16 protein-coding genes are annotated in these 20,832 nt (G+C 71.9%); 9 read left to right on the top strand and 7 right to left on the bottom strand.

The annotated features are described in order from the left end of the window. Positions 1-417 precede the first annotated feature (417 nt). On the bottom strand, positions 418-1,545 hold the full coding sequence (gene wecB / locus TBIS_RS00815) for a non-hydrolyzing UDP-N-acetylglucosamine 2-epimerase (protein ID WP_013130425.1): 1,128 nt from the start codon (positions 1,543-1,545) through the stop codon (positions 418-420). Positions 1,546-1,601: 56 nt separating this feature from the next. Here wecB and TBIS_RS00820 point away from each other — a divergent pair, with 56 nt between their 5' ends. The 6 genes from TBIS_RS00820 to hisC all read left to right on the top strand — a co-directional run bounded on the left by TBIS_RS00820 (position 1,602) and on the right by hisC (position 9,615). Beyond that, positions 1,602-3,332, top strand: coding sequence for a glycosyltransferase family 4 protein (locus TBIS_RS00820; protein WP_242384291.1), 1,731 nt, complete (start codon positions 1,602-1,604; stop codon positions 3,330-3,332). A 110-nt stretch (positions 3,333-3,442) separates the two neighbouring features. After that, a complete protein-coding gene (locus TBIS_RS00825) occupies positions 3,443-4,705 on the top strand; it encodes a nucleotide sugar dehydrogenase (RefSeq protein WP_013130427.1) in 1,263 nt (420 codons plus the stop codon). 13 nt (positions 4,706-4,718) lie between these two features. Then, entirely contained in the window at positions 4,719-5,807 is a 1,089-nt protein-coding gene (locus TBIS_RS00830; protein WP_013130428.1) for a glycosyltransferase, read from the top strand. Positions 5,808-5,854: 47 nt separating this feature from the next. Further along, positions 5,855-7,684, top strand: coding sequence for a DUF4434 domain-containing protein (locus tag TBIS_RS00835; protein ID WP_013130429.1), 1,830 nt, complete (start codon positions 5,855-5,857; stop codon positions 7,682-7,684). A gap of 32 nt (positions 7,685-7,716) precedes the next feature. Then, the gene (locus TBIS_RS00840) at positions 7,717-8,376 is read left to right on the top strand and encodes an NUDIX hydrolase (protein ID WP_013130430.1); all 660 of its coding nucleotides are present in this window, start codon (positions 7,717-7,719) and stop codon (positions 8,374-8,376) included. Positions 8,377-8,556: 180 nt separating this feature from the next. Continuing rightward, positions 8,557-9,615: a histidinol-phosphate transaminase gene (hisC, locus tag TBIS_RS00845; RefSeq protein ID WP_013130431.1), complete on the top strand. Its 1,059-nt coding sequence runs from the start codon at positions 8,557-8,559 to the stop codon at positions 9,613-9,615. 461 nt (positions 9,616-10,076) lie between these two features. On the opposite strand, the gene TBIS_RS00850 is transcribed toward hisC, so the two are convergent. From TBIS_RS00850 to purD, 4 genes are all read right to left on the bottom strand, one after another. Beyond that, positions 10,077-11,306 carry a hypothetical protein gene (locus TBIS_RS00850; RefSeq protein ID WP_050760598.1) on the bottom strand — a complete coding sequence of 410 codons (1,230 nt, stop codon included), beginning with the start codon at positions 11,304-11,306 and terminating at the stop codon, positions 10,077-10,079. A 270-nt stretch (positions 11,307-11,576) separates the two neighbouring features. Next, the gene (gene murA / locus TBIS_RS00855; protein ID WP_013130433.1) at positions 11,577-12,854 is read right to left on the bottom strand and encodes a UDP-N-acetylglucosamine 1-carboxyvinyltransferase; all 1,278 of its coding nucleotides are present in this window, start codon (positions 12,852-12,854) and stop codon (positions 11,577-11,579) included. A gap of 167 nt (positions 12,855-13,021) precedes the next feature. Continuing rightward, on the bottom strand, positions 13,022-13,873 hold the full coding sequence (locus TBIS_RS00860) for a phosphoribosylaminoimidazolesuccinocarboxamide synthase (protein WP_013130434.1): 852 nt from the start codon (positions 13,871-13,873) through the stop codon (positions 13,022-13,024). Between the two features lie 156 nt (positions 13,874-14,029). Continuing rightward, positions 14,030-15,271, bottom strand: coding sequence for a phosphoribosylamine--glycine ligase (gene purD, locus TBIS_RS00865; RefSeq protein WP_050760383.1), 1,242 nt, complete (start codon positions 15,269-15,271; stop codon positions 14,030-14,032). A 779-nt stretch (positions 15,272-16,050) separates the two neighbouring features. Between purD and corA the strand changes: the two genes are divergently transcribed. Next, a complete protein-coding gene (gene corA / locus TBIS_RS00870; RefSeq protein ID WP_013130436.1) occupies positions 16,051-17,148 on the top strand; it encodes a magnesium/cobalt transporter CorA in 1,098 nt (365 codons plus the stop codon). Between the two features lie 196 nt (positions 17,149-17,344). Here the strand turns inward: corA and TBIS_RS00875 are convergent, their stop codons facing one another. Next, a complete protein-coding gene (locus TBIS_RS00875) occupies positions 17,345-17,971 on the bottom strand; it encodes a TetR/AcrR family transcriptional regulator (protein ID WP_013130437.1) in 627 nt (208 codons plus the stop codon). Positions 17,972-18,086: 115 nt separating this feature from the next. Here TBIS_RS00875 and TBIS_RS00880 point away from each other — a divergent pair, with 115 nt between their 5' ends. Beyond that, the gene (locus tag TBIS_RS00880; protein WP_013130438.1) at positions 18,087-19,274 is read left to right on the top strand and encodes a cytochrome P450; all 1,188 of its coding nucleotides are present in this window, start codon (positions 18,087-18,089) and stop codon (positions 19,272-19,274) included. A gap of 20 nt (positions 19,275-19,294) precedes the next feature. Continuing rightward, positions 19,295-19,516 (top strand): ferredoxin, encoded by a 222-nt coding sequence (locus TBIS_RS00885; RefSeq protein ID WP_013130439.1) that lies wholly within the window; start codon positions 19,295-19,297, stop codon positions 19,514-19,516. On the opposite strand, the gene TBIS_RS00890 is transcribed toward TBIS_RS00885, so the two are convergent. Next, positions 19,494-20,405, bottom strand: coding sequence for a glycerophosphodiester phosphodiesterase family protein (locus TBIS_RS00890; protein ID WP_013130440.1), 912 nt, complete (start codon positions 20,403-20,405; stop codon positions 19,494-19,496). The two genes, TBIS_RS00885 and TBIS_RS00890, sit on opposite strands and share 23 nt — an antisense overlap. Positions 20,406-20,832: the final 427 nt, after the last annotated feature.

Below are 20,832 nucleotides of genomic sequence, written 5' to 3' on the forward strand. Positions count from 1 at the left end.
CTCGCGGAACGCCATCGTACGGTGTGCCACGCCCGACTCGCGTAGGTATCGGGCCAAGAGGCATGGCTCGCGAGGGTATCCGGCGAATCGTCCGCCCTGGTGGCCGCCGGGAAGCCGTCCGGCGTCCGGAGCCGTGGCGATGACCCGGCGATGACCGTGCACCCGGACCCGGTGGGGGAACCGGCGCGTCCGGGATGGCGATGAGAGTCCGGGAGCCCATCATCCGCCAGGCCAGGTGTGGCCAGGGTTCTCGCCGTGGCCGGGATCGCGGTGAGCACCGCCCGGCACGCTCGGCCGGGGGATGACCCGGCCGACATGTTCGCCCGTGACGGCGCACCGCCCGGCACGCGGCGGCCGGGGTCGGCCCCACTGCGACGCCGCCGGGCGGGATCAGCCGACCGTGCCGCCGGGGTCGGTTCAGCCCACCGTGCCGCGGCCGGCCGGCGAGAGGTTGTCGCCGCGCAGCCAGGCGGCGATCACCCGGGCGATCCGCGGGCCGGCCTTGCCGTCCCACAGCGGCGGGAGCTCCCCGGCCGGGGTGGCCGCGCCGTCGGCGAGGGCCTTGGCCGCGGCGGCCGGGAGCGAGGCCGGGGTGACGAGCCGGTTGGTCCCGTGGGTCACGGTGATCGGCCGCTCCGTGTTCGGCCGGACGGTGAGGCACGGGATGCCGAGCATGGTGGTCTCCTCCTGCACCCCGCCGGAGTCGGTCACCACGAGCGCGGCCCCGCGCACCAGGGAGAGGAAGTCCACGTACCCGAGCGGCTCGATGATCTTGAGGTTCTCCCGGTCCACCAGCCCGGCCTCGGCGAGCCGCGTACGGCCCCGCGGGTGGAGCGGCACGATCACCCGGACGTGCTCGGCCACGCCGAGGACCGCCGACACCAGCTCACGGGCGGCCTCGGGGTCGTCCACGTTGGCCGGCCGGTGCAGGGTGGCGACGGCGTAGCGGCCGTCCACGCCGAGCCGCCGCTTGATCGGCTCCGGGTCGAGCTTGGGCAGCGCGGCGAAGAGGCTGTCGATCATGGGGTTGCCGACGAAGTGGACCTTGGCCGGGTCCACCCCCTCGTTCGCCAGGTGGGAGAGCGCATCGGGCGAGGTGCAGAAGAGCAGATCCGCGAGGGCGTCGGTGACGACGCGGTTGACCTCCTCCGGCATCTCGCGGTCGAACGAGCGCAGCCCCGCCTCCACGTGCGCGAACGGGATGTGGAGTTTGGCGCAGACGAGGGCCGCGGCGAGCGTGGAGTTGACGTCGCCGTAGACGACCACGAGCGCGGGGGCGTGCTCCTGCAGCACGTCCTCCAGCCCCACCAGGAGCGCGGCCGTCTGGCGCGCGTGGGTGCCGGACCCGACCCCCAGGTTCGCGATCGGCTCGGGAAGGTTGAGGTCGGCGAAGAACACGTCCGACATGAGCGCGTCGTAGTGCTGGCCCGTGTGCACGATGGCCTGCCGCACCCCCAGCTCGGCCAGCGCGTGGACCACGGGGGCCGCCTTGACGAAGTTGGGCCGTGCGCCCAGCACGTGCAGGACGAGGGGGTTGTCCCTCATTTACCTCGCCTTTCCTCCGGACCTGGGGCAAACGCTGCCTATGGTACGGTCACGCCGTGGAATCCGAGGCCAACAACCCCGCTCCGGCGGTGTCCACGTCCTCAGGCGATCCCATGCCGACCGGTTCGCGCAGCACGTCCACATCGAAGATCGACGCCAAGAAGGCACGCGCCGACCTGGGCAGGTTCCTCCGTGGCTTCGTGAAGAACCCGGTCGTGGTCTCCCGGATCTTCGTGAGCAAGGTGAGATCCGACCCGATGCGGGTGGCCCAGGCGGCGGCGGAGGCCATGCCCGCGCCGCTGCGCCCGCTGGTGGGGCGCGTGGCCTGGCCGGTGGCCCGGTACGTGAAGGTCACCACGCGCAAGGTCGTCCGCAGGATGGCCGACGGCCCCCTGGAGAAGGCGAAGGACCTCTTCGACCAGGGCCGGATGTCAGAGGCGATCAAGGTGCTGCGGCCGCACCAGCGGTGGCCGTTCATCCGCCGCCGGATCGCCTACTACGAGGGTGAGATGGCCGCCCTCGGGCCGAACCCCATCCCGCCGCAGCCCAAGGTGACCGTGGCCGACCGGGTTCCCGGGCGGGTGCTCCACCTGGTCACGAACGCGCTGCCGTACACGCAGGCGGGGTACACGGTCCGCACCCACCGCATCGTCACCGCGCAGCGGGCGGCCGGGCTCGACCCCCACGTGGTGACGAGCTGGGGCTGGCCGATGCTCCAGGGCCACACCGACGCCGCGCCGTACGAGGATATCGACGGCATCCCGTACCACCGGCTGCTGCCGAAGGGTGAGGTGCCGTCCGAGAGCCGCGGCCGGATGATCCTCGGGGCCGCCGAGGTGACCGAGCTGGTGAAGACCCTCCGGCCCCAGGTGCTCCACGCGGCGACCGACCACCGCAACGGCTCCGTGGCGCTCGCCGTGCGGGAGCGGACGAACACCCCGTTCGTCTACGAGGTGCGCGGGTTCCTCGAGGAGACCTGGGTCTCCCGCGACCCGCGACGGGTCGGCAGCGAGCGCCACCGCATGCAGCGCGAGCGCGAGGCGCAGATCATGCGGGAGGCCGACGCCGTGGTCACGCTCGCCGAGACCATGGCGGCGGAGATCGTCGAGCGGGGCGTGCCCCGGGAGCGCATCTACCTCGCGCCCAACGCGGTGGACGACTCCCTGCTCACCGCCGAGTTCGACGGCGCCGCGCTCCGCCGGCGGTACGGCATCGGCGACGACGAGATCGTGGTCGGCTCGGTGTCGAGCATCGTCGCCTACGAGGGCTTCGCCACCCTGCTCGACGCGGCGGCGCTGCTCCGGGAGGCCGGAACCCCGGTGCGGGTGCTCCTCGTCGGCGACGGCGCCGAGCGGCCCGCGCTGCTCGAGCAGGTCGAGCGGCTCGGCCTGAAGGACCTCGCGATCCTCCCCGGGCGGGTCGCGCCCGACGAGGCGCTCCAGGCGCAGGCGGCGCTCGACATCTTCGTCTGCCCGCGCGAGGACCTGCGGGTCTGCCGGCTGGTCACCCCGCTGAAGCCGGTGGAGGCGATGGCGCTCGGCAAGCCGGTGGTGCTCAGCGACCTCCCCGCGCTCGCCGAGCTGGTGGGCTCGGGCGAGGCGGGCGTGCTCGTCCCGCCGGGCGACGCCTCGGCGCTCGCGCGGGCGATCGCCGAGCTCCGCGACGACCCGGCGCGCCGCCGCGAGATGGGCGAGGCCGGGAAGGCCGAGGTCGCGGCGAAGCGCACGTGGAGCAGCCTGGCGAAGACTTACCAGAACATCTACCGAACAGTTACGGACGGGAGATAAGCCACTAAACGAAGAGTCCGTGGCATCAAGCACCATTGGTGCTGAGTTGAGATAACCTTTGCCACCATGAAGCGTTGTTCCCACCCCCACGTCGCTCCCCAGGTCACAACGTGACCGGCTTCGACCTCACGATCATCGGACTGGGATACGTGGGCATGCCGCTGGCCAAGGAGGCCACGGCGGCCGGTCTACGGGTGGCTGGTCTGGACGTCGATCCGCACAAGATCGAGGAGCTCAAGGCCGGTCGGTCGTACATCGACGACCTGACCGACGGAGACCTCGACGCCATGCTGTCCGCGGGCTTCACGCCCACGGTGGATCCCTCGGTGCTGGCCGGGTCGAGCACGATCGTGATCTGCGTGCCCACGCCGCTCGACGAGGACCGCCGCCCGGACCTGTCGGCGGTGGTGAACGCGAGCCGGACCGTGGCCGGTCAGCTGCGGCCCGGGACGCTCGTCGTGCTGGAGTCCACCACGTGGCCGGGCACCACGGACGAGGTCGTGCGCCCGATCCTGGAGGAGTCGGGGCTGCGCGCCGGCGTGGACTTCCATCTCGCCTTCTCGCCGGAGCGGATCGACCCCGGCAACCCCAAGTACGGCGTGCGGAACACCCCCAAGGTCGTCGGCGGTTACACCGAGGCCTGCCGGGAGCGGGCATGCGCCTTCTACTCCCGGTTCATCGAGCGGGTGGTCCCGGTCAGCGGGACCCGCGAGGCCGAGATGGCCAAGCTGCTCGAGAACACCTACCGGCACGTCAACATCGCGCTCGTCAACGAGATGGCGATCTTCTGCGACGAGCTGGGCGTGAACCTATGGGAGGCGATCGAGGCCGCCGCGACCAAGCCGTTCGGCTTCCAGAAGTTCCTCCCGGGGCCGGGTGTCGGCGGTCACTGCATCCCGGTCGACCCGTCGTACCTGTCGTACACGGTGCGCAAGCTCGGCTACCCGTTCCGCTTCGTCGAGCTGGCGCAGGAGATCAACGAGCGGATGCCGTCCTACGTGGTGACCCGGGTGCAGCGCCTGCTGAACCGGGCGCGCAAGCCCGTGAACGGGTCCCACGTGGTGCTGCTCGGGGTCACCTACAAGCCGGACATCTCGGACACGCGGGAGACGCCGGCGGTGCCGGTGGCCGAGGCGCTCCTCGAGCTGGGGGCCGACCTGTCCTACTGCGACCCGTTCGTGAAGGAGTGGTCGGTCAAGGGCAGGGTGATCCCGCGCCGGGAGAGCCTCGAGGAAGCGGTCGAGGAGGCCGACGTCGCAGTGTTGCTCCAGCAGCATTCCGCGTTCGACCTGGATACTGTGGAGCGCAAGGCGCGGCTCGTGCTCGACACGCGCGGGGTGCTGACCGAGAGCGACCGCGTCGAGCGGTTGTAGGAGGGGTCCGCGCGTGCACGTGCTCGTCATGACGGTGGTCCACCACCCCGAGGACGCCCGGATCCTGCACCGGCAGATCCGCGCGCTCGTCGACGCCGGTCATGAGGTCACGTACGCAGCGCCGTTCACCGCCCGGGGCGTCACGCCCCGGCCATGGGTCACCGGGGTGGACCTGCCGCGCGCCGCGGAGCGCCGCCGCATCGCCGCGATCTGGGCGGCGCGCAGGCTCTTCAAGCGCATGCGCGGCAAGGTGGACCTGGTCCTCATCCACGATGTGGAGCTGCTCCTCGCCGTGGTCGGGGTGCGCAACCGGCCACCGGTGGTCTGGGACGTGCACGAGGACACCCCGGCCACCCTCTCCCTCAAGCCGTGGCTGCCCGCGTTCCTCCGCCCGCCGGTGCGGTTCCTCGCCCGGCTGCTCGAGGGCACGGCCGAGCGGCACCTCCACCTGCTCCTCGCCGAGTCCGCCTACGCCCAGCGGTTCAAGCGGCAGCACCTGGTGGTGCCGAACGAGACCTGGGTGCCGGACCACGTCGTCCCGCCGGGCGACGACCGGGTCGTCTACCTCGGCTGGCTCTCCGAGGCCCGGGGCGTCCACGAGGCGGTCGAGGTGGCCCGCCTCCTGCGGCCCCACCGGGTCTCCGTCGAGCTCATCGGGTACGCGGACCCGCAGAGCCGGCCGCTGCTCACCGCCGCGGTCAACGAGGGCCTGCTCGAGTGGCGGGACTTCATGCCGAACGACGAGGCGCTCAAGCGGCTCGACGGGGCCCTCGCCGGGCTCTCCCTCCTCCACGACGAGCCGAACTACCGCCACTCCATGCCCACCAAGATCGTTGAGTACATGGCCCACGGGATCCCCGTGATCACCACGCCCTCTCCCCGGGCCGTCGAGCTGGTGGAGCGCTACCGGTGCGGCACGGTCGTGCCCTGGCGGGACCCGGCCGCCGTGGTGCAGGCGATCCTGCACTACCGGGACAACCAGGAGGAGCGGGTGCACACCGGTGGCCGCGGGTACGCCGCCGCCCGGGCCTACCACCACTGGCCGAACTCGGCGCGCCGGTTCGTCGCCCAGCTCGAGGCCTGGGCGGCCGGGCGGGAGTGAACCGGCGTGTGACCGTTCGACGTGCGAGGGGCGGTGGTGTCCTAGCCGTGCGGTGGCTCACGATCTTCCTCGGGCTGGTGATCCTGGCCGGGGTGGCCGCGACCGTGATCGTCCTGCGCGAGGGGTCACCGGATCCCGGCGCCACGGCGGCGCGGTCCGCCCCGCCGCAGGCGACCGCGAAGCCCTCTCCCACGGAGAGCAGCTTCACCGATCCCTGCGGCACGTTCGAGACCGTGCAGCGCACCCCCTACCCGGTCAGCGGGTACTGGCTGGTGCCCACCTCCGACCCGTGCACCTGGCGCCGGCAGCTCGAGGCCATCCACCGCCTCGGCGGCGACACCGTGATCCGGCTCGGCTTCGGGCTCGCGCCCCGGCCGGTGAACGACCAGGGCCAGGTGCTCGAGGCCCCGGACTTCAGCGGAGACAAGAAGCCCAAGCCCGACAAGCGGTACCTCGCCTGCGTGGAGGACGGGCTCCCCTGCGTCAAGGCGGCCGAGCGGGATCTGAAGGCGGCCCACCCCGATAACCGGATCAGCTGGACGTACGTCTACCGCACCGATGAGCGCTTCGGGTCCGGGATCTTCCGGTGCCCCACCATGGAGCGCCAGATCGAGGTGGGCGGCGCGGTCTACTACCGGCTGATCGCGCCCGAGGACGGCTCGGACGACCCGTCGTGCGACTTCTCCTCCAAGGGGCGGGCCTACCACCTGATCCTCATCCGGGGTGAGACCAAGGACAGCCTCACCGAGCTGCTCGACCTCGGCGACCGGTTCGGCATCCAGGTCTTCCCGGCGCTGCCGTCCGCCCCCCGCGACCCGGTCGCCTCGACCACCGCCAACCCGCGGCACATCGGCACGCTCACCACCCTGACCCGGCGGATCCTCCAGGACTACGGCGACCGGTTCAAGGACCGGGCCTCGCTCGGCGGCGTCTACCAGCCGTTCGAGCTGCAGCTCCGCGAGTGGCCCGACCCGTCGAAGGTGCAGACGCTCCAGGTCTACGAGGAGCAGCACCGCATCGTCGAACAGGAGCTCCCCGGCAAGCCCATCCTGGTGAGCCCGTACATCGACTCCCGCCGCGAGCGGGACTTCACCGCCACCCCCGCCCAGGTGGCGGAGGGGTTCAAGGCCGTGGCCCGGACCGGGGTGGAGATCATCGCCCCGCAGGACGGCCGCGGCACCGGCAAGGTCGGCCTGTACTGGCCGAACCTGAAGAACAAGCCGGTGGACGAGCGGCTCGAGCCGGTGGTCGGCAAGAGCACCTACGCCCAGGCGTACTACGGCTCCACCCGCGACTACTACCGGGCGATGGCCCGGGCCCGCGAGGAGCTCGCCGCCGAGGGGGTCGACGTCGAGCTGTGGGCGAACGTGGAGGCGTTCGAGCCGGCCGCCACGCCCGCGACCAAGTGCGCCGCCCAGACCCGCGGCCGCACCGACAAGGCCCGGCTCGACACCCAGGTGGCCCTTGCCACGCCGTACGTGTCGAAGCTGATCTCCTACATGTGGAGCGACTTCTTCACCTGCGGCTCGCCCTCGCTCTCCGAGGAGATCGCCCAGGACTGGAACCGGCCGATCGCCGTGGAGGCGCGGCGGGTGCGGCGGGACATCCAGGACGGCCTGGAGATCCGCGGCTTCCACCTCCAGGGCGCCAAGGTCACCCTCACCTGGGCCGGCATCTCCACCCCGCGGGTGGTGGACTCCACCGCGGTGGGCTGGCACGACCCCACCCCGATCGAGGGCCTGCCGGCCGGGGTGGAGCGGGTCTGGATCCCGGTGGACTGGGGCAGCGTGCCCGGGGACGTGTGGGTGCGCGTGACCGTCACCGCGCCCGACGGGCGCAAGGCCGCCGAGTCGGTGTACTACCACAACGCCGCCTGACCACCCCCGGCGGTGCGGTAGCGTGCTTTAACATGATCCCGCGTATCGCGGTAAGCGTGGATCTGGTCGTGCTCACCGTCCGGAACCAGCAGCTCAGCGCGTTGGTCTGGCGGCGTGATCGACCCCCCTACGAGGGGAAGTGGGCCCTGTCGGGCGGGTTCATCAAACTCGACGAGGACCTGCCGGCCGCGGCGGCCCGCGTGCTCGCCGAGCGCGCCGGGCTCAAGGACGCGCCGGTCCACCTCGAGCAGCTTCAGACGTACGGGTACCCCGCCCGGGATCCCCGGCGGCGGGTGCTGAGCGTGGCCTACCTCGGCCTCGCCCCCGACCTGCCGGCCTCCACCGAGGCGCACATGAGCTGGCAGCCGGTGTCCGAGCTCACCGACATGGCGTTCGACCATCGCCGGATCATGCTCGACGGGGTGGAGCGGGCCCGCGCCAAGCTGGAGTACACCTCGCTCGGCGCCGCCTTCTGCCCGCCCGAGTTCACCGTGGCCGAGCTCCGCCGGGTCTACGAGATCGTGTGGGGCCGCCGGCTCGACCCCCGCAACTTCCACCGGAAGGTCACCAAGGCGAAGGGGTTCCTCGTGTCAACCGGCCGCACCACGACCCGGGACGGCGGCCGGCCGGCGATGCTCTACCGGCGGGGCCCCGCCGTCCTGCTCCACCCTCCGATGCTGCGGTCGTCGTGACCGGCGTGCCGTGGCGGTCGTGATCGCCACGCCGGGACCACCGGGGCCGGCCCCCGCGCTCCGGCCCGCCGGCGCCCCGCGGCCGCCCACCTCGTCCGGCGAGCGCCGGCCGGCCGCGGGCCGCGCCGCACCCGGTGGCAGGGGTCCCGCGGGCGCACACCCGTCTCCTAAGGTGGGGGCATGCCGCGTTTCCGCTCCATCCTCGAGACCATGCCCACCTACAAGCCCGGGAAGACCGTGGTGTCCCCGGAGGGCAAGTCGTACAAGCTGTCCTCGAACGAGAGCCCGTACGGGCCCCTGCCGTCGGTGGTCGAGGCGATCGCCAAGGCGGCCACCGAGATCAACCGCTACCCCGACCCGGGCGCGACCCGGCTCACCGAGGCGATCGCCGAGCGGCTCGACGTGCCGCCCGGTCACGTGGCGCTCGGCGCCGGGTCGGTGGCCGTGGCGGCGCAGATCCTCGAGGCCGTCGCCGAGCCCGGGGTGGAGGTGCTCTACGCCTGGCGCTCCTTCGAGGCGTACCCGCTGCTCGCCGACCTCGCCGGGGCCACCTCGGTCACCGTCCCGCTGCGGGACGAGACCCATGATCTCGAGGCGATGGCCGACGCGGTCACGCCCCGCACCCGCCTGATCTTCGTGTGCAACCCGAACAACCCGACCGGGACGGTGTGCCGCAAGGCCGAGATCGAGCGCTTCCTCGACCGGGTCCCCGAGGACGTGCTCGTGGTGTTCGACGAGGCGTACCGGGAGTACGTCCGGGACGCGGACGTGCCCGACGCGCTCGTCTACTACCGGGAGCGGCCGAACGTGGCGGTGCTGCGCACCTTCTCCAAGGCGTACGGCCTCGCCGGGCTGCGGGTCGGCTACCTGATCGGGCAGGAGCCGGTGGCGGCCGCGGTGCGCAAGACGCCCCCGCCGTTCTCGATCAACCACCTCGCTCAGGCGGCCGCGGTCGCCTCGCTCCAGGCCGAGGACGAGCTCATGGCCCGGGTGGAGAGCGTGATCAAGGAGCGGTCCCGGGTCCGCGAGGCGCTGATCGCCGACGGGTGGACGGTCCCGCCGACCGAGGCGAACTTCGTCTGGCTGCGCCTCGGCGAGCGGACCACGGCGTTCGCCGAGCACTGCGCCGGGTACGGCGTGGCGGTGCGGCCGTTCGCCGGGGAAGGGGTCCGGGTCTCGATCGGCGACCCGGAGGCGAACGACGCCTTCCTCGCGGCGGCGCGGTCCTTCCCCCGGTGACGTGCGCCCCGCCCGGGCCTTCCCCGGACCGTGGCGAATGCCCCAGACCGTGGCCGAGCCCGTCGCCGTTCGGGACGGGCGTCTGAACGCTCATGCACGGCCTGGGTGAGGCCTTCCTCCGTGTCTGACCCACGCGGCCGTCCGCCGGCCGCAGCGTGCGCCTGAGCGTTCGGCGATCCATGCCCCGTAGCCCTGCAGACCCTGGCCGAGCCGTCGCCGTTCGGGACGGGCGTCTGAACGCCCGTACACGGCCTTTTCCGGTGACCGGCACCCGCTCGGCCGTGACGCCCTACGCCGGCCCGTGGCGCACGCCTGAGCGCTCCTGCACGGCTCCTCACGGTTGAACGGCACCCGCCTGGCGTGGCCTGACCCTTCGCCGGCCCGTGGCCTACGCCTGAGCGCTCGCCCACGGCCATGAGCCGTACACCCGCCTCTCGCCGCCCACGGCGAGAGGCGGCGTGTCACCGGCTCAGCTTCTCCACGATCAGCCGGTAGAGCTGCCGGGGCCGTCCCGGCTGCGGGCTCCGGTTCGGCGGCAGCGGCCAGGCGAGGCCCTCGTCGACCAGCGTGCGGAGCAGGCGCCGGGCCGTGCGCGGGGTGACGCCGAGGAGTTTCCCGGTGGTCTCCGCGTCCACGACCCAGTCCCGGCTGTCCAGCTTCGCGGCGAGCCGGCTGAGGATCTCCATGCCCTTCCGCTTCGTCATGCCGTTCTGGGCGGACGCCGACCGGGGCGGTGGCACCAGCGCGCGGCCCTCCCGGTCGATGGCGAAGCCGTGCGGCTGCTTGCCGCCCTGGCTCCGGGTGAGCGCGCCCTTGGCGTGCGCCTCCGCCTCGTGGATGGTCCGCCCCAGCCCGACGCCGATCTCGGCGATCAGCCCCAGCTCCTCCCTGATCCGGGCGGCGAACGGCATCACCCGGAATCCGTCGGTGACGGCCGCGATCGAGCCCATGGTGGCCACCACGAGATAGCTGTGGCCGTCGATCGGCCACACCCCGGCGCTGATCCGGTTCGCCTCCTGGACCAGCAGCCGGTGGAGGGAGAGCCGTAACTCCTCGCGCCAGTACCGCGGCGCGGACCGCCGTACCGGCTCCCGCAGGGTCGGAACCTCGACGAGGACCACGGCGAGCTGCGACTCCTCCAGCCGGTGCCGGGCGCCGAGCAGGGCGGCCGTCTGGAGCGCGTTGCGGATGGCCGCGGTCGTCGGGCGGATCGGCACGGCGGGGAACCCCGCCGCGGTGAGCCGCTCGGCGACGGCCCGGACGCACGTCAGCGCCGCCGTGGTCACCCCCTGCCGGAGCAGCCGCTCGTGGAAGGCGGTGATCGTGCTGACGGGCCCGGGTTCCTCGCGGGTGGTCACCTCGGTCGAGGGGAGATCGAGGTCGGCGTACGCCTCCTCGATCTCCGCGCGGCTCAGCCCGTCCACGCTCACCCGGCGGGGGTCGACCCGCTCGTCCAGAGCCGCCCTGGCGATCGCCGCGGTCAGCGACGGACCGCCGAACTGCACATGCGTGGCCGGCATCGTCAGCGCGCCGGCCCGCTGGGCGATCTCATAGGGGACCGGGCTCGCGAAAAGGCACGCGTCCACGCTCGGGCCGAGCCTGAGCACCTTGTCGGCGGCCTCTCGCTCGTCCCGGTAGGCAACGGCGATCAGCCGGCAAGGTAGGGGAGCCGAGATGCTCCCCATGAGCATCACCCGCTCGACGAGATCATGCGACCCGACCACGCCGATGGTGAGCTCCGGCGTCACCGTGCCCAATCGCGACCCGCGCGGCCCCTCTTCCGTGCGCTCGACCAATGTTCGTCCCATCCAGTTGCCTCGTTGTCATGGCTTCCCTTTGGAACGATCGCTTGAAACGGCCGAAATGTAACGCGAAGATTTGCCGCAATTGCATTTGCGGGTCGCATCTGCACTTGTATTTGTAAAGTTTGTGCAGGTCAGCGCGGAAATCCGGTTAGCGGCTCACCGGTCGGCCGGAGTGGAAATTTCACGTTCCACATTCGCGCCCAGAGCCCGCATCCGTTCGGCGACCGCCGAGTGGCCCCGATCGATCAGATAACCGGACTCGATCACGGTCTCGCCCTCGGCCACCAGACCGGCCAGCACCAGTGCGATTCCGGAGCGGAGATCGTGCGCCGTCACCTGGGTTCCGCGCAGCGGCGTGGGCCCGTGCACCACCGCCCGGCTGCCCTGGACCTCGATCTTGGCGCCCATCTTGTTGAGTTCGCCGGCGAGCGCGAAACGCCCGTCGAAGATGCGCTCGTGGATGTAGCTGGTGCCGTCCGCGAGGCAGGCCACCGCCATGATCGGCGACTGCAGGTCGGTGGCGAAGCCCGGATAGGTATCGGTGATCACATTGATCGGCCGGAGCGGCTTCTCCCGGCGCACGTGGAGCACGGCGCCGTTGGTCTCGAACTCCACCCCCATCTGCTCGAGCTTCCACCGGACCACGCCGAGGTGCTGGAGCTCGGCGCCGACGAGGGTCACCTCGCCACCGGTGATCGCCGCCGCCATGGCGAACACGCCCGCGTCGAGCCGGTCGGGCATGACGGTGTGCTCCACCGCCTTGAGGTTCTCCACGCCCTCCACGGTGATGAAACCGGTGCCGCCGCCGCGGATCTTCGCGCCCATCCGGGTGAGCATCGCGATCACGTCGAGCACCTCCGGCTCGAGCGCGGCGTTCTCGATCACCGTGGTGCCCTTGGCCAGCGTGGCGGCCATGACGAGGTTCTCGGTGCCGGTGTGCGAGGGCGTGTCCAGGTAGAGCGGGGCGCCGACCAGCTTCCCCGCCTTGATGTGGATCACGCTCTCCTGCTCGTTCACCACGGCGCCGAGGCGCTTGTAGCCGTTGTAGTGGAAGTCGAGGTTCCGGCTGCCGAGGTTGCAGCCGCCGATGCCCTCGATGACCGCCTCGCCCAGCCGGTGGAGCAGGGCGGGGACGAACAGCACCGTGCCGCGGAACCGGTTGGCGATCGCCGCGGGCAGCACCGGGCTGGTGAGCCGGGAGGCGTCGATGACCAGGGTCCGCTCCGACTCGTGGAACTCCACGGTCGCGCCCACGGCCTGGGCGAGCTCCACCGCCCGGCGGACGTCTTCGATCACCGGAACATTGCGCAGCACCGTGCGACCCTCGGTCGCCAGCAGCGCCGCCCCGATCATGGGAAGTACGGCGTTCTTCGCGCCCTGAATGAAGGCGGTTCCACGCAGTACGTTGCCACCGCGCACGCGGTAACGAACCATGAATGGTCTCCTAGCTCGGGGGAAGGGGAAATTTCGGGACAGGCTGGGCTCACCGCACCGGCGGGCCGCATAACGGCTTTGGGCCGCTGGTCAGATTAGCCGCTCACCCGGGTCGATTTACCGCGATTGAGAAACGGATCACCGGGCCGAATCGCCCGGATTCCCGATCACGGCTCGAAGCGGCGCCCGGTCAGCAGCTCATACGCCTGGATGTAACGTTCCCGGGTACGCGCCACGACCTCGTCGGGGAGCGGCGGCGGGGCCGCCCCCGAGGCACGATCCCAGCCGGACTCCGGGGAGAGCAGCCAGTCCCGGACGAACTGCTTGTCGAACGAGGGCTGCGGACGGCCGGGCTTCCACTCGCCGAGCGGCCAGAACCGCGACGAGTCCGGGGTCAGCACCTCGTCGCCCAGCGTCAGCACGCCATTCTCGTCCCATCCCAATTCGATCTTGGTGTCGGCCAGGATTATGCCCCGCTCCGCCGCGATCCGCGCACCGCGCTCGTACACCGCGAGCGTGATCCGCCGCAGCTCCTCGGCGACCTCCTGCCCCACCTCGGCGACGACCTCGTCGAAGGTCATCGGCCGGTCGTGCTCGCCCTTGGGCGCCTTGGTCGACGGCGTGAAGATCGGTTCCGGCAGCCGTGACCCCTCGGTCAGCCCGGGCGGCAGCGGGACGCCGGAGATCGCGCCGTCCTTGCGGTAGTCGGTGAGCCCGGAGCCGGCGAGGTACCCCCGCGCCACGCACTCGACGGGCACCATCCGCAGCTTGCGGCAGAGCACCGCCCGGCCGGCGTACTCGGGCGGGACGTCCGTGGAGACGACGTGGTTGGGGACGATGTCCGCGAGCTGGTCGAACCACCAGAGCGACAACTGGGTGAGGATCTTCCCCTTGTCGGGGATCTCCGGCTGGAGCACGTGGTCGAACGCCGAGATCCGGTCGGACGCGACCATCAGCAGGAGGCCGTCCTCGGTCTCATAGAGATCGCGGACCTTGCCCGAATGCAGATGCTTCACCATGTCATCTTCCCAGTCGTCCGGACCCGTTCGGCCGGCGGACCCGGCGTGTGCCGCCGCGGCCGCCGGAGGGGCGCCCCGGCCGGATGCCCGTGCCGGCCCGGCCGGAGGAGGCGCCCCGTCGCGGCGGCTTTCGCCTGTCACCCTTGAGTTGACGCTTCAGGAGGCCGCGGCGTTCAACGCGATGTCGGAGCGGTAGTGCGAGCCGCGGAGGGTGATCCGGCCGATCGCCTCATAGGCCCGGGAGCGTGCCTCGGCCAGGTCCGCGCCGGTGCCCACCACGTTGAGCACCCGGCCGCCGGCGGAGACCAGCCGGCCGCTCTCGTCGCGCGCGGTGCCCGCGTGGAGGACGTACGCCCCTTCGACGTCGCTCGGGAGCCCCAGGATCGGGTCGCCCTTGACCGGGTCGGCCGGGTAGTTCTCCGCGGCGAGGACCACCGTGACCGCGGCGCCGCCGTGCCAGCGGAGCGGCCCGTGCGCGGCGAGGTCCCCGGTCGCGCAGGCGTACAGCAGGCCCCCGAGCGGGGTGGCCAGCCGGTCGAGCACCACCTGGGTCTCCGGGTCGCCGAACCGCGCGTTGAACTCGACCACCTTCGGACCGGCCGAGGTGAGCGCGAGCCCGGCGTACAGGACCCCCGTGTACGGCGTGCCGCGCTCGGCGAGCTCGGTGATCGTGGGCGTCACGATCTCCGACATCACCCGCTCGGTCAGGTCGCCGGGAATCCACGGCAGCGGGGTGTAGGCGCCCATGCCGCCGGTGTTCGGCCCCTTATTCCCATCGTAGGCACGCTTGAAATCCTGGGCCGGCTGCAGCGGCACCGCCGTGGAGCCGTCGCAGAGGGCGAAGAGCGACAGCTCGGGACCGTCGAGGAACTCCTCGATCACCACCCGCTCGCACGCCCGGGCGTGCGCGAGCGCCCGGTCCCGGTCCTCGGTCACCACGACGCCCTTGCCCGCGGCGAGGCCGTCGTCCTTGACCACGTACGGCGGGCCGAAGGCGTCGAGCGCGGCGGCGGCCTCCTGCTCGGTCGTGCAGACGAAGGACCGGGCCGTCGGCACGCCCGCGGCCGCCATGACCTCCTTGGCGAAGGCCTTCGAGCCCTCGATCATGGCCGCCCGCTCGGACGGCCCGAAGCACGGGACGCCGGCCTGCCGTACCGCGTCGGCCACCCCGGCCACGAGGGGCGCCTCCGGGCCGATCACGACGAGGTCGGCGCCGATTCGCTTCGCCAGGTTGGCGACCGCCTCCCCGTCGGTGGGCCGTACGGAGTGGAGGACGGCGTCGTCGGCGATGCCCGCGTTGCCGGGGGCACAGTGGACTTCGGAGACGGCGGGGTCACGCCGCAGCGCGCGGCACAGCGCGTGCTCGCGGCCCCCGGATCCAATGACAAGAACGCGCACCCATTCATTGTCCCTGTTCACGACGCCCGCTCCGCCCGGCCGGGCGGGCCGCCCCGCCGGGCTCTCTCGCGCGGTTCCCATCCTGACCCGGTGCGCGATGGGAGTCCCGGGCCGTGGCCGGTGGCGACGTCCCGGGACATGGCCGGTGGCGAGGGCGCGGCGTCCCGCGGGCGGCGGGGGCGGCGGATGTGCGGGCCGCTCACCCCGTCCGCCGTGGCGCGCCGGGGCGGCCGGTGGAAGCTCACCGCCGATCCGCACGGCGGGGCCGTTCTCCCGGCCGGAATTCCGGTTGTGAGGTGTCGAATCGATCGGACTCCCGCGGCCGAGTGAGCGCGCCGGGCGGACCGGGATCGGTGCCGCGCGGAGGTCATGGTGCGCGGATCCGGCCCGGCCGGCGCGGAAACGCGCCGCGAGTACGGCGGATCCGGTGGCACGAAGCGGACGAAGAGGGGATGATATATATGTTCGGCCTAGCCGAAGTCTGATTACTTTGGGTCATTTGTCGGGTGGGCGCCAAATCGTCGATTGCGGCGTAGGTACCCTTTAGAAGGCGCTGATCCGTGCTGTGGTAGGTTGACGGGGCTTTCGTGCCCGCTCGTCTCGTGGTGATTGGAGGTGGTCGGGATGAGTTCTGGTGATCCTGCCAGTACGTGCAGCACCGTCGCCGTTCCTCACCCCTCCACTTCGACCATGAGCCCGAGGGGCACCTCTCGCCCAGCATGACCGGTGATCTTTGATTTCGCGCGTGGAGCGTGCCGCTCGGGCGGAAAGGATCCGCCATGCGCTCTTCGCTGCTTTTTCCACGCATCAGGCCACGCGTTCTCCCCGCCCGGCTGACCACGCCCGCTCCTGAGCCGAGCCCCGAGCCCGCGACCGGCCACTCGGTGGTGGAGTTCGGCGCCTACATCGGCGGTGAGAAGATCACCGTGCGCAGCGTGCCCGAGGCCGTGCGGCTGGTCCGGGAGCACAACGCCGAGGGCGCGCGGGACGACGCCTTCGTCTGGGTCGGCCTGCACGAGCCGGCCGCGCCCGAGGTCGAGTGGCTCGGCGAGGTCTTCGGCCTGCACCCCCTGGCCGTCGAGGACGCCATCAAGGCCCACCAGCGGCCCAAGGTGGAGCGGTACGGCGACTCGCTCTTCGTCGTGCTCAAGACCGTGTCCTTCCGCGAGCACGACCGGGCGAGCGGCGACATCATCGACACCGGCGAGATCATGATCTTCGTCGGCCACGACTTCGTCGTGACCGTACGGCACGGCGACAACTGCCCGCTCGGCGGCGTCCGCCAGCGGCTCGAGGGCGACCCGAAGTGGCTGCGCCGCGGCCCGACCGGGGTGCTGCACGCGATCGCCGACCACGTGGTGGACAAGTACCTGCAGGTCGTCGACCTCATGCAGGCCGAGCTCGAAGAGGTCGAGGCCGCGGTGTTCGCCGAGGTCAGCTCCCGGGACATCAACCGGATCTACCAGCTCAAGCGGGAGATGCTCGAGCTGAAGCGGGCCGTGCAGCCGCTCCAGGCGCCGTTCGACTCGCTGCCGCAGCGGCGCATCATCCCCTCGGAGATGCGGGAGTACTTCCGCGACATCGGCGACCACCTGTCCCGGGTCTGCGAGCAGGTCCAGGCGTCCAACGAGCTGTCCGACTCGATCCTGCAGGCGGCCCTGGCCCGCTCCAACGCGCTCGCCAACGAGGACATGCGGAAGATCTCCTCGTGGGTGGCGATCATCTCCGTGCCCACGATGATCGCGGGCATCTACGGCATGAACTTCACCCACATGCCGGAGCTGGACACCAAGTTCGGCTATCCCGTGGTGCTCGGTGTGATGGTCATCGCCTGCACCCTGCTCCACCGGGCGTTCCGCCGCAACGGGTGGCTGTGACCGCCTCCGGCGATCATCTCCGCGTCCCCCGTCGCATCCCGATCCCCCTTCAGGAAGCAGCGATGACCCGGCGTTCCCGGTCCGGCCGGCGGCGCGGGCCGGAGCGGACCACCGTGGTCACCACCGGTGCCGTGCCGTACGGCCGGCGTCACACCGCGCCGCGCAGCCGGTGTCGCACCGTGCCGCGCAGCCGGTGTCACACCGTGCCGCGCCCGAGCACGGCGAGGCCGCCCATCGCGATCTCGGCCGCCCTCCGCCCGGCCTCCCACGCCCGCTCGGGCGGCTCCCCGCGGTCCATGCTCACCTGGACCGCCAGGTTGGCGGCGCCGCTGAGCGCGCCGATCACGGCGGCCGCCTCGGTGCGATCGAGCTCCCCCGGATAGGTCTCGTGCAGCGCGGCGGCGAGCCGCCGTTCGGTCTCGAAGAGGAGCCGCAGCCCGCGCGCCCGTAACGCGGGGACCGACGAGACCAGGCGATACCGCACCGAGGAGAGCTCCGAGGCCATGTCGGCCGGGAGCAGCGACGCCCGGAGCCCGTGCTCGACCAGGCGGAGCAGCACGTCCCGGATGGGCTCGTCCGGCCGGCGATCGGCGAGCAGCTTGAGCGCCTCGTCCGTCCGCTCCTGGTGGTCGAAGAAGAGCACGTCCTCCTTGCTGCCGAAGTAGCTGAAGAAGGTCCGCGCGGACACGTCGGCCGCCGCGGTGATCTCCGCGATCGTCGTCTCCTGGTAGCCCTGCTCGCCGAAGAGGCGCAGCGCCGCCTCGACCAGGGCGCGCCTGGTGCGCAGCTTCTTGCGCTCGCGCAGTCCGAGCGGCTCGCTCATGCTCGCCATCCTATGGGGGAACGCAGAAACTTTCATTCATTGCAAATCGACATTCAGTGCTGTTTTGTGGTGATAAGTGCTCTCGACACATCGGGCGTCCAGCTGGGGGTGGCCCATGACCGAGAGCCTGAACCACGTGGCCTGCTATCCCATCCACCGCGAGCACATCTTCGACCCCCCCGAAGCCCTGACCCGCTGGGCCGAGCAGGCCCCGATCCACCCGCTCACCTTCCCCGACGGCCACGAGGGGTGGCTGGTCACCGGGTACGCCGCCGTCCGGGAGATCCTCGCCGACCGCAGGTTCAGCGCGCGGCCCGAGCTGGTGCACTCGCCGTTCTTCGACCGGATCGAGCGGGACCCGCAGCGCCAGGAGGGGTTCTTCATCCGGATGGACCCCCCGGAGCACACCCGCTACCGGCGGCTGCTCGCCGGTGAGTTCACCGTCCGCCGGATGATGCGGCTCGAACCGCGGATCAAGGAGATCGTCACCGAGCACCTCGACCGCATGGAGCTCGCCGGCCCGCCCGTGGACCTGGTGCAGGCCTTCGCGCTCCCCATCCCGTCCTTGGTCATCTGCGAGCTGCTCGGCGTGCCGTACGCGGACCGGGAGAAGTTCCAGCGCGACTCGGCGACCATGCTCGACCTGGAGTCCACGCCCGAGCAGGTCCAGGCGGCCGTGGACGACCTGCTCGCCTACCTCGGCGACCTGGTCACCCGCAAGCGGGAGCACCCGGAAGACGACCTGCTCAGCGTGATCGCCCCCAAGCTCACCCTCGAGGAGGCCGCCGGGGTCGGGCTGCTCCTCCTCGTCGCCGGGCACGAGACGACCGCGAACATGCTCGGGCTCGGCACGCTCGCCCTGCTCTCCAACCCCGATCAGCTCGCCGTGCTCCGCGGCGACGCCGAGCTGATCGGCAACGCGGTGGAGGAGCTGCTGCGCTACCTCACCATCGTCCAGATCGGGCTGGCCCGCGCCGCGCTCGAGGACGTCGAGATCGCCGGCACCCGGATCCGGGCGGGGCAGACCGTGCTCCTCATGCTGCCCACCGCGAACCGCGACCCCGAACGGTTCCCCGGCGGGGACGCCCTCGACCTCACCCGGCCGGCCCACGGCCACCTCGCGTTCGGCCACGGGATCCACCAGTGCCTCGGCCAGCAGCTCGCCCGGCTGGAGATGCGCATCGCCTACCCGGCGCTCTTCGAACGGTTCCCCGGGCTGCGCCTCGCCGTGCCCGTGGCCGAGATCCCGCTGCGGACCAGCATGGTCGTCTACGGCGTGCACCGCCTGCCGGTCACCTGGTAGCCGTCACCGAGGAGGAGCCCGTGAAGATCAAAGCGGACACCGGCCGGTGCATCGGCGCCGGCATGTGCGTGATGACCCTGCCGGAGGTGTTCGACCAGAGCGAGGAGGACGGCACCGTGGTCGTCCTCGCCCCGGACCCGCCCGGGGAGCTGCACGCCCTGGTGCGCCGCGCGGTCACGCTCTGCCCGTCCGGCGCGCTCTCCCTGGAGGAGACGCCGGTCAGCAGCAACAGCACCGGCTGAGCGGCGCCGGCAGCGGGAACCCGCGGGACCGCCACAGCGGCCGCATCCGGTCGGGGTAGTCGGTGACGATCCCCGACACGCCCAGGTCGATCAGCCGTCCCGCCTCCGCCACGTCGTTCACCGTCCAGGCGATCACCGGCATGCCGTGCCGCCGGGCGTGCTCCATCACCTCGTGGTCGATGAGCACCCACTCGGGGGAGAGCGCGGTGGCCCCGGCGGCACGGGCCGCCTCGACCAGGCTCCCGCCGAAGTCGTCGAGGTGGATCCCGTTCATCCACTCGGGCGACATGGTCGGCTTCTCCACCAGCGCGTACCGCGGGATGCCGAGCGGCCGCACGATCTCGAGGATGCGCCAGTCGAAGGCGAGGATCGACGACCGCCGCAGCAGCCCGCGCCGGTCGAGCTCGGCCACGACGAGGTCGGTGAGCCGCCGCGGATCCGCGGAGAGGTCAGGCCGGGTCGGGTCGGTCTTCAGGTCGAGGTTGAGCCGCACGTGGCCGGCGCCGAGGGCCTCGATCAGGTCGAGCGCCGCCCCGAGCGTGGGCATCCGGAGGCCCGGCACCGGCACCTGAGTGGCGGCGAACGGATCCTCCGGGCACCGGGGCCGCCGCCGCCCCACCTCGAGCGTGTGCAGCTGGGGGAGGGTGAGCGAGATCACCGGTTTGCCGACGTAGGGGGCTCCCTCCGCCGCCGGGGCCGTGTCGGCGCTGGTCACGTCCGACACGATCAGGTCATGGCAGAGGACGAGCTCGCCGTCGGCCGACATGACGAGGTCGAACTCCAGCACGTCGACCCCGAGCTCGAGCGCGTGCATCAGCGCGGGAAGGGTGTTCTCGGGCCGCAGCCCGCGAGCCCCACGGTGGCCGTGCAGCTCCACATATCCGTACACAGAGCGTGCATGCTAGAGCCACCCGGGGAATCCGCCGTAACGTTCCAGAAAGTGCCCGGTGTCGGGCGGATGGCCGCCCGGTGAGATCCCCGCCGGCGGCGGGCCGTACCCTGCGGGACGCGCCCTGCGGACCGTCCGCGGGGGCCGTACGGCTCCGGACGCGCCGATCCGCCGCCGAGCACACTGGGACCGTGGATGGCCGGGCGCTCGCACGCCGCCGCCCAGGCGACCGCGCTCGGCAAGGTCACCGCGGCCGGCGATTACGGCGGACCGGCCGCACCTCCCCTCGGACGCGCCGAGCCCGGCCGCGGCCGAGCCGGCCGTACGTTCCGGGGCGGTATATCCGTGGCGGGCCGATCCCGCCACGGCGGGCCAGGGCGCCTCGGCGCGGCGGCCGCGCCGAGGCGAGGCGCGATCCCGGAGGCGC

Source organism: Thermobispora bispora DSM 43833, from assembly GCF_000092645.1.
Taxonomy (GTDB): Bacteria; Actinomycetota; Actinomycetes; order Streptosporangiales; family Streptosporangiaceae; genus Thermobispora; species Thermobispora bispora.

What these genes read in the sequence shown, in the direction of transcription:
- TBIS_RS00875 (WP_013130437.1), bottom strand. Translation starts at nt 17,971, where the DNA reads ATGAGCGAGCCGCTCGGACTGCGCGAGCGCAAGAAGCTGCGCACCAGG.
- TBIS_RS00860 (WP_013130434.1), bottom strand. Translation starts at nt 13,873, where the DNA reads ATGGTGAAGCATCTGCATTCGGGCAAGGTCCGCGATCTCTATGAGACC.
- TBIS_RS00840 (WP_013130430.1), top strand. Translation starts at nt 7,717, where the DNA reads ATGATCCCGCGTATCGCGGTAAGCGTGGATCTGGTCGTGCTCACCGTC.
- TBIS_RS00850 (WP_050760598.1), bottom strand. Translation starts at nt 11,306, where the DNA reads ATGCTCATGGGGAGCATCTCGGCTCCCCTACCTTGCCGGCTGATCGCC.
- wecB (WP_013130425.1), bottom strand. Translation starts at nt 1,545, where the DNA reads ATGAGGGACAACCCCCTCGTCCTGCACGTGCTGGGCGCACGGCCCAAC.
- murA (WP_013130433.1), bottom strand. Translation starts at nt 12,854, where the DNA reads ATGGTTCGTTACCGCGTGCGCGGTGGCAACGTACTGCGTGGAACCGCC.
- hisC (WP_013130431.1), top strand. Translation starts at nt 8,557, where the DNA reads ATGCCGCGTTTCCGCTCCATCCTCGAGACCATGCCCACCTACAAGCCC.
- TBIS_RS00880 (WP_013130438.1), top strand. Translation starts at nt 18,087, where the DNA reads ATGACCGAGAGCCTGAACCACGTGGCCTGCTATCCCATCCACCGCGAG.
- corA (WP_013130436.1), top strand. Translation starts at nt 16,051, where the DNA reads ATGCGCTCTTCGCTGCTTTTTCCACGCATCAGGCCACGCGTTCTCCCC.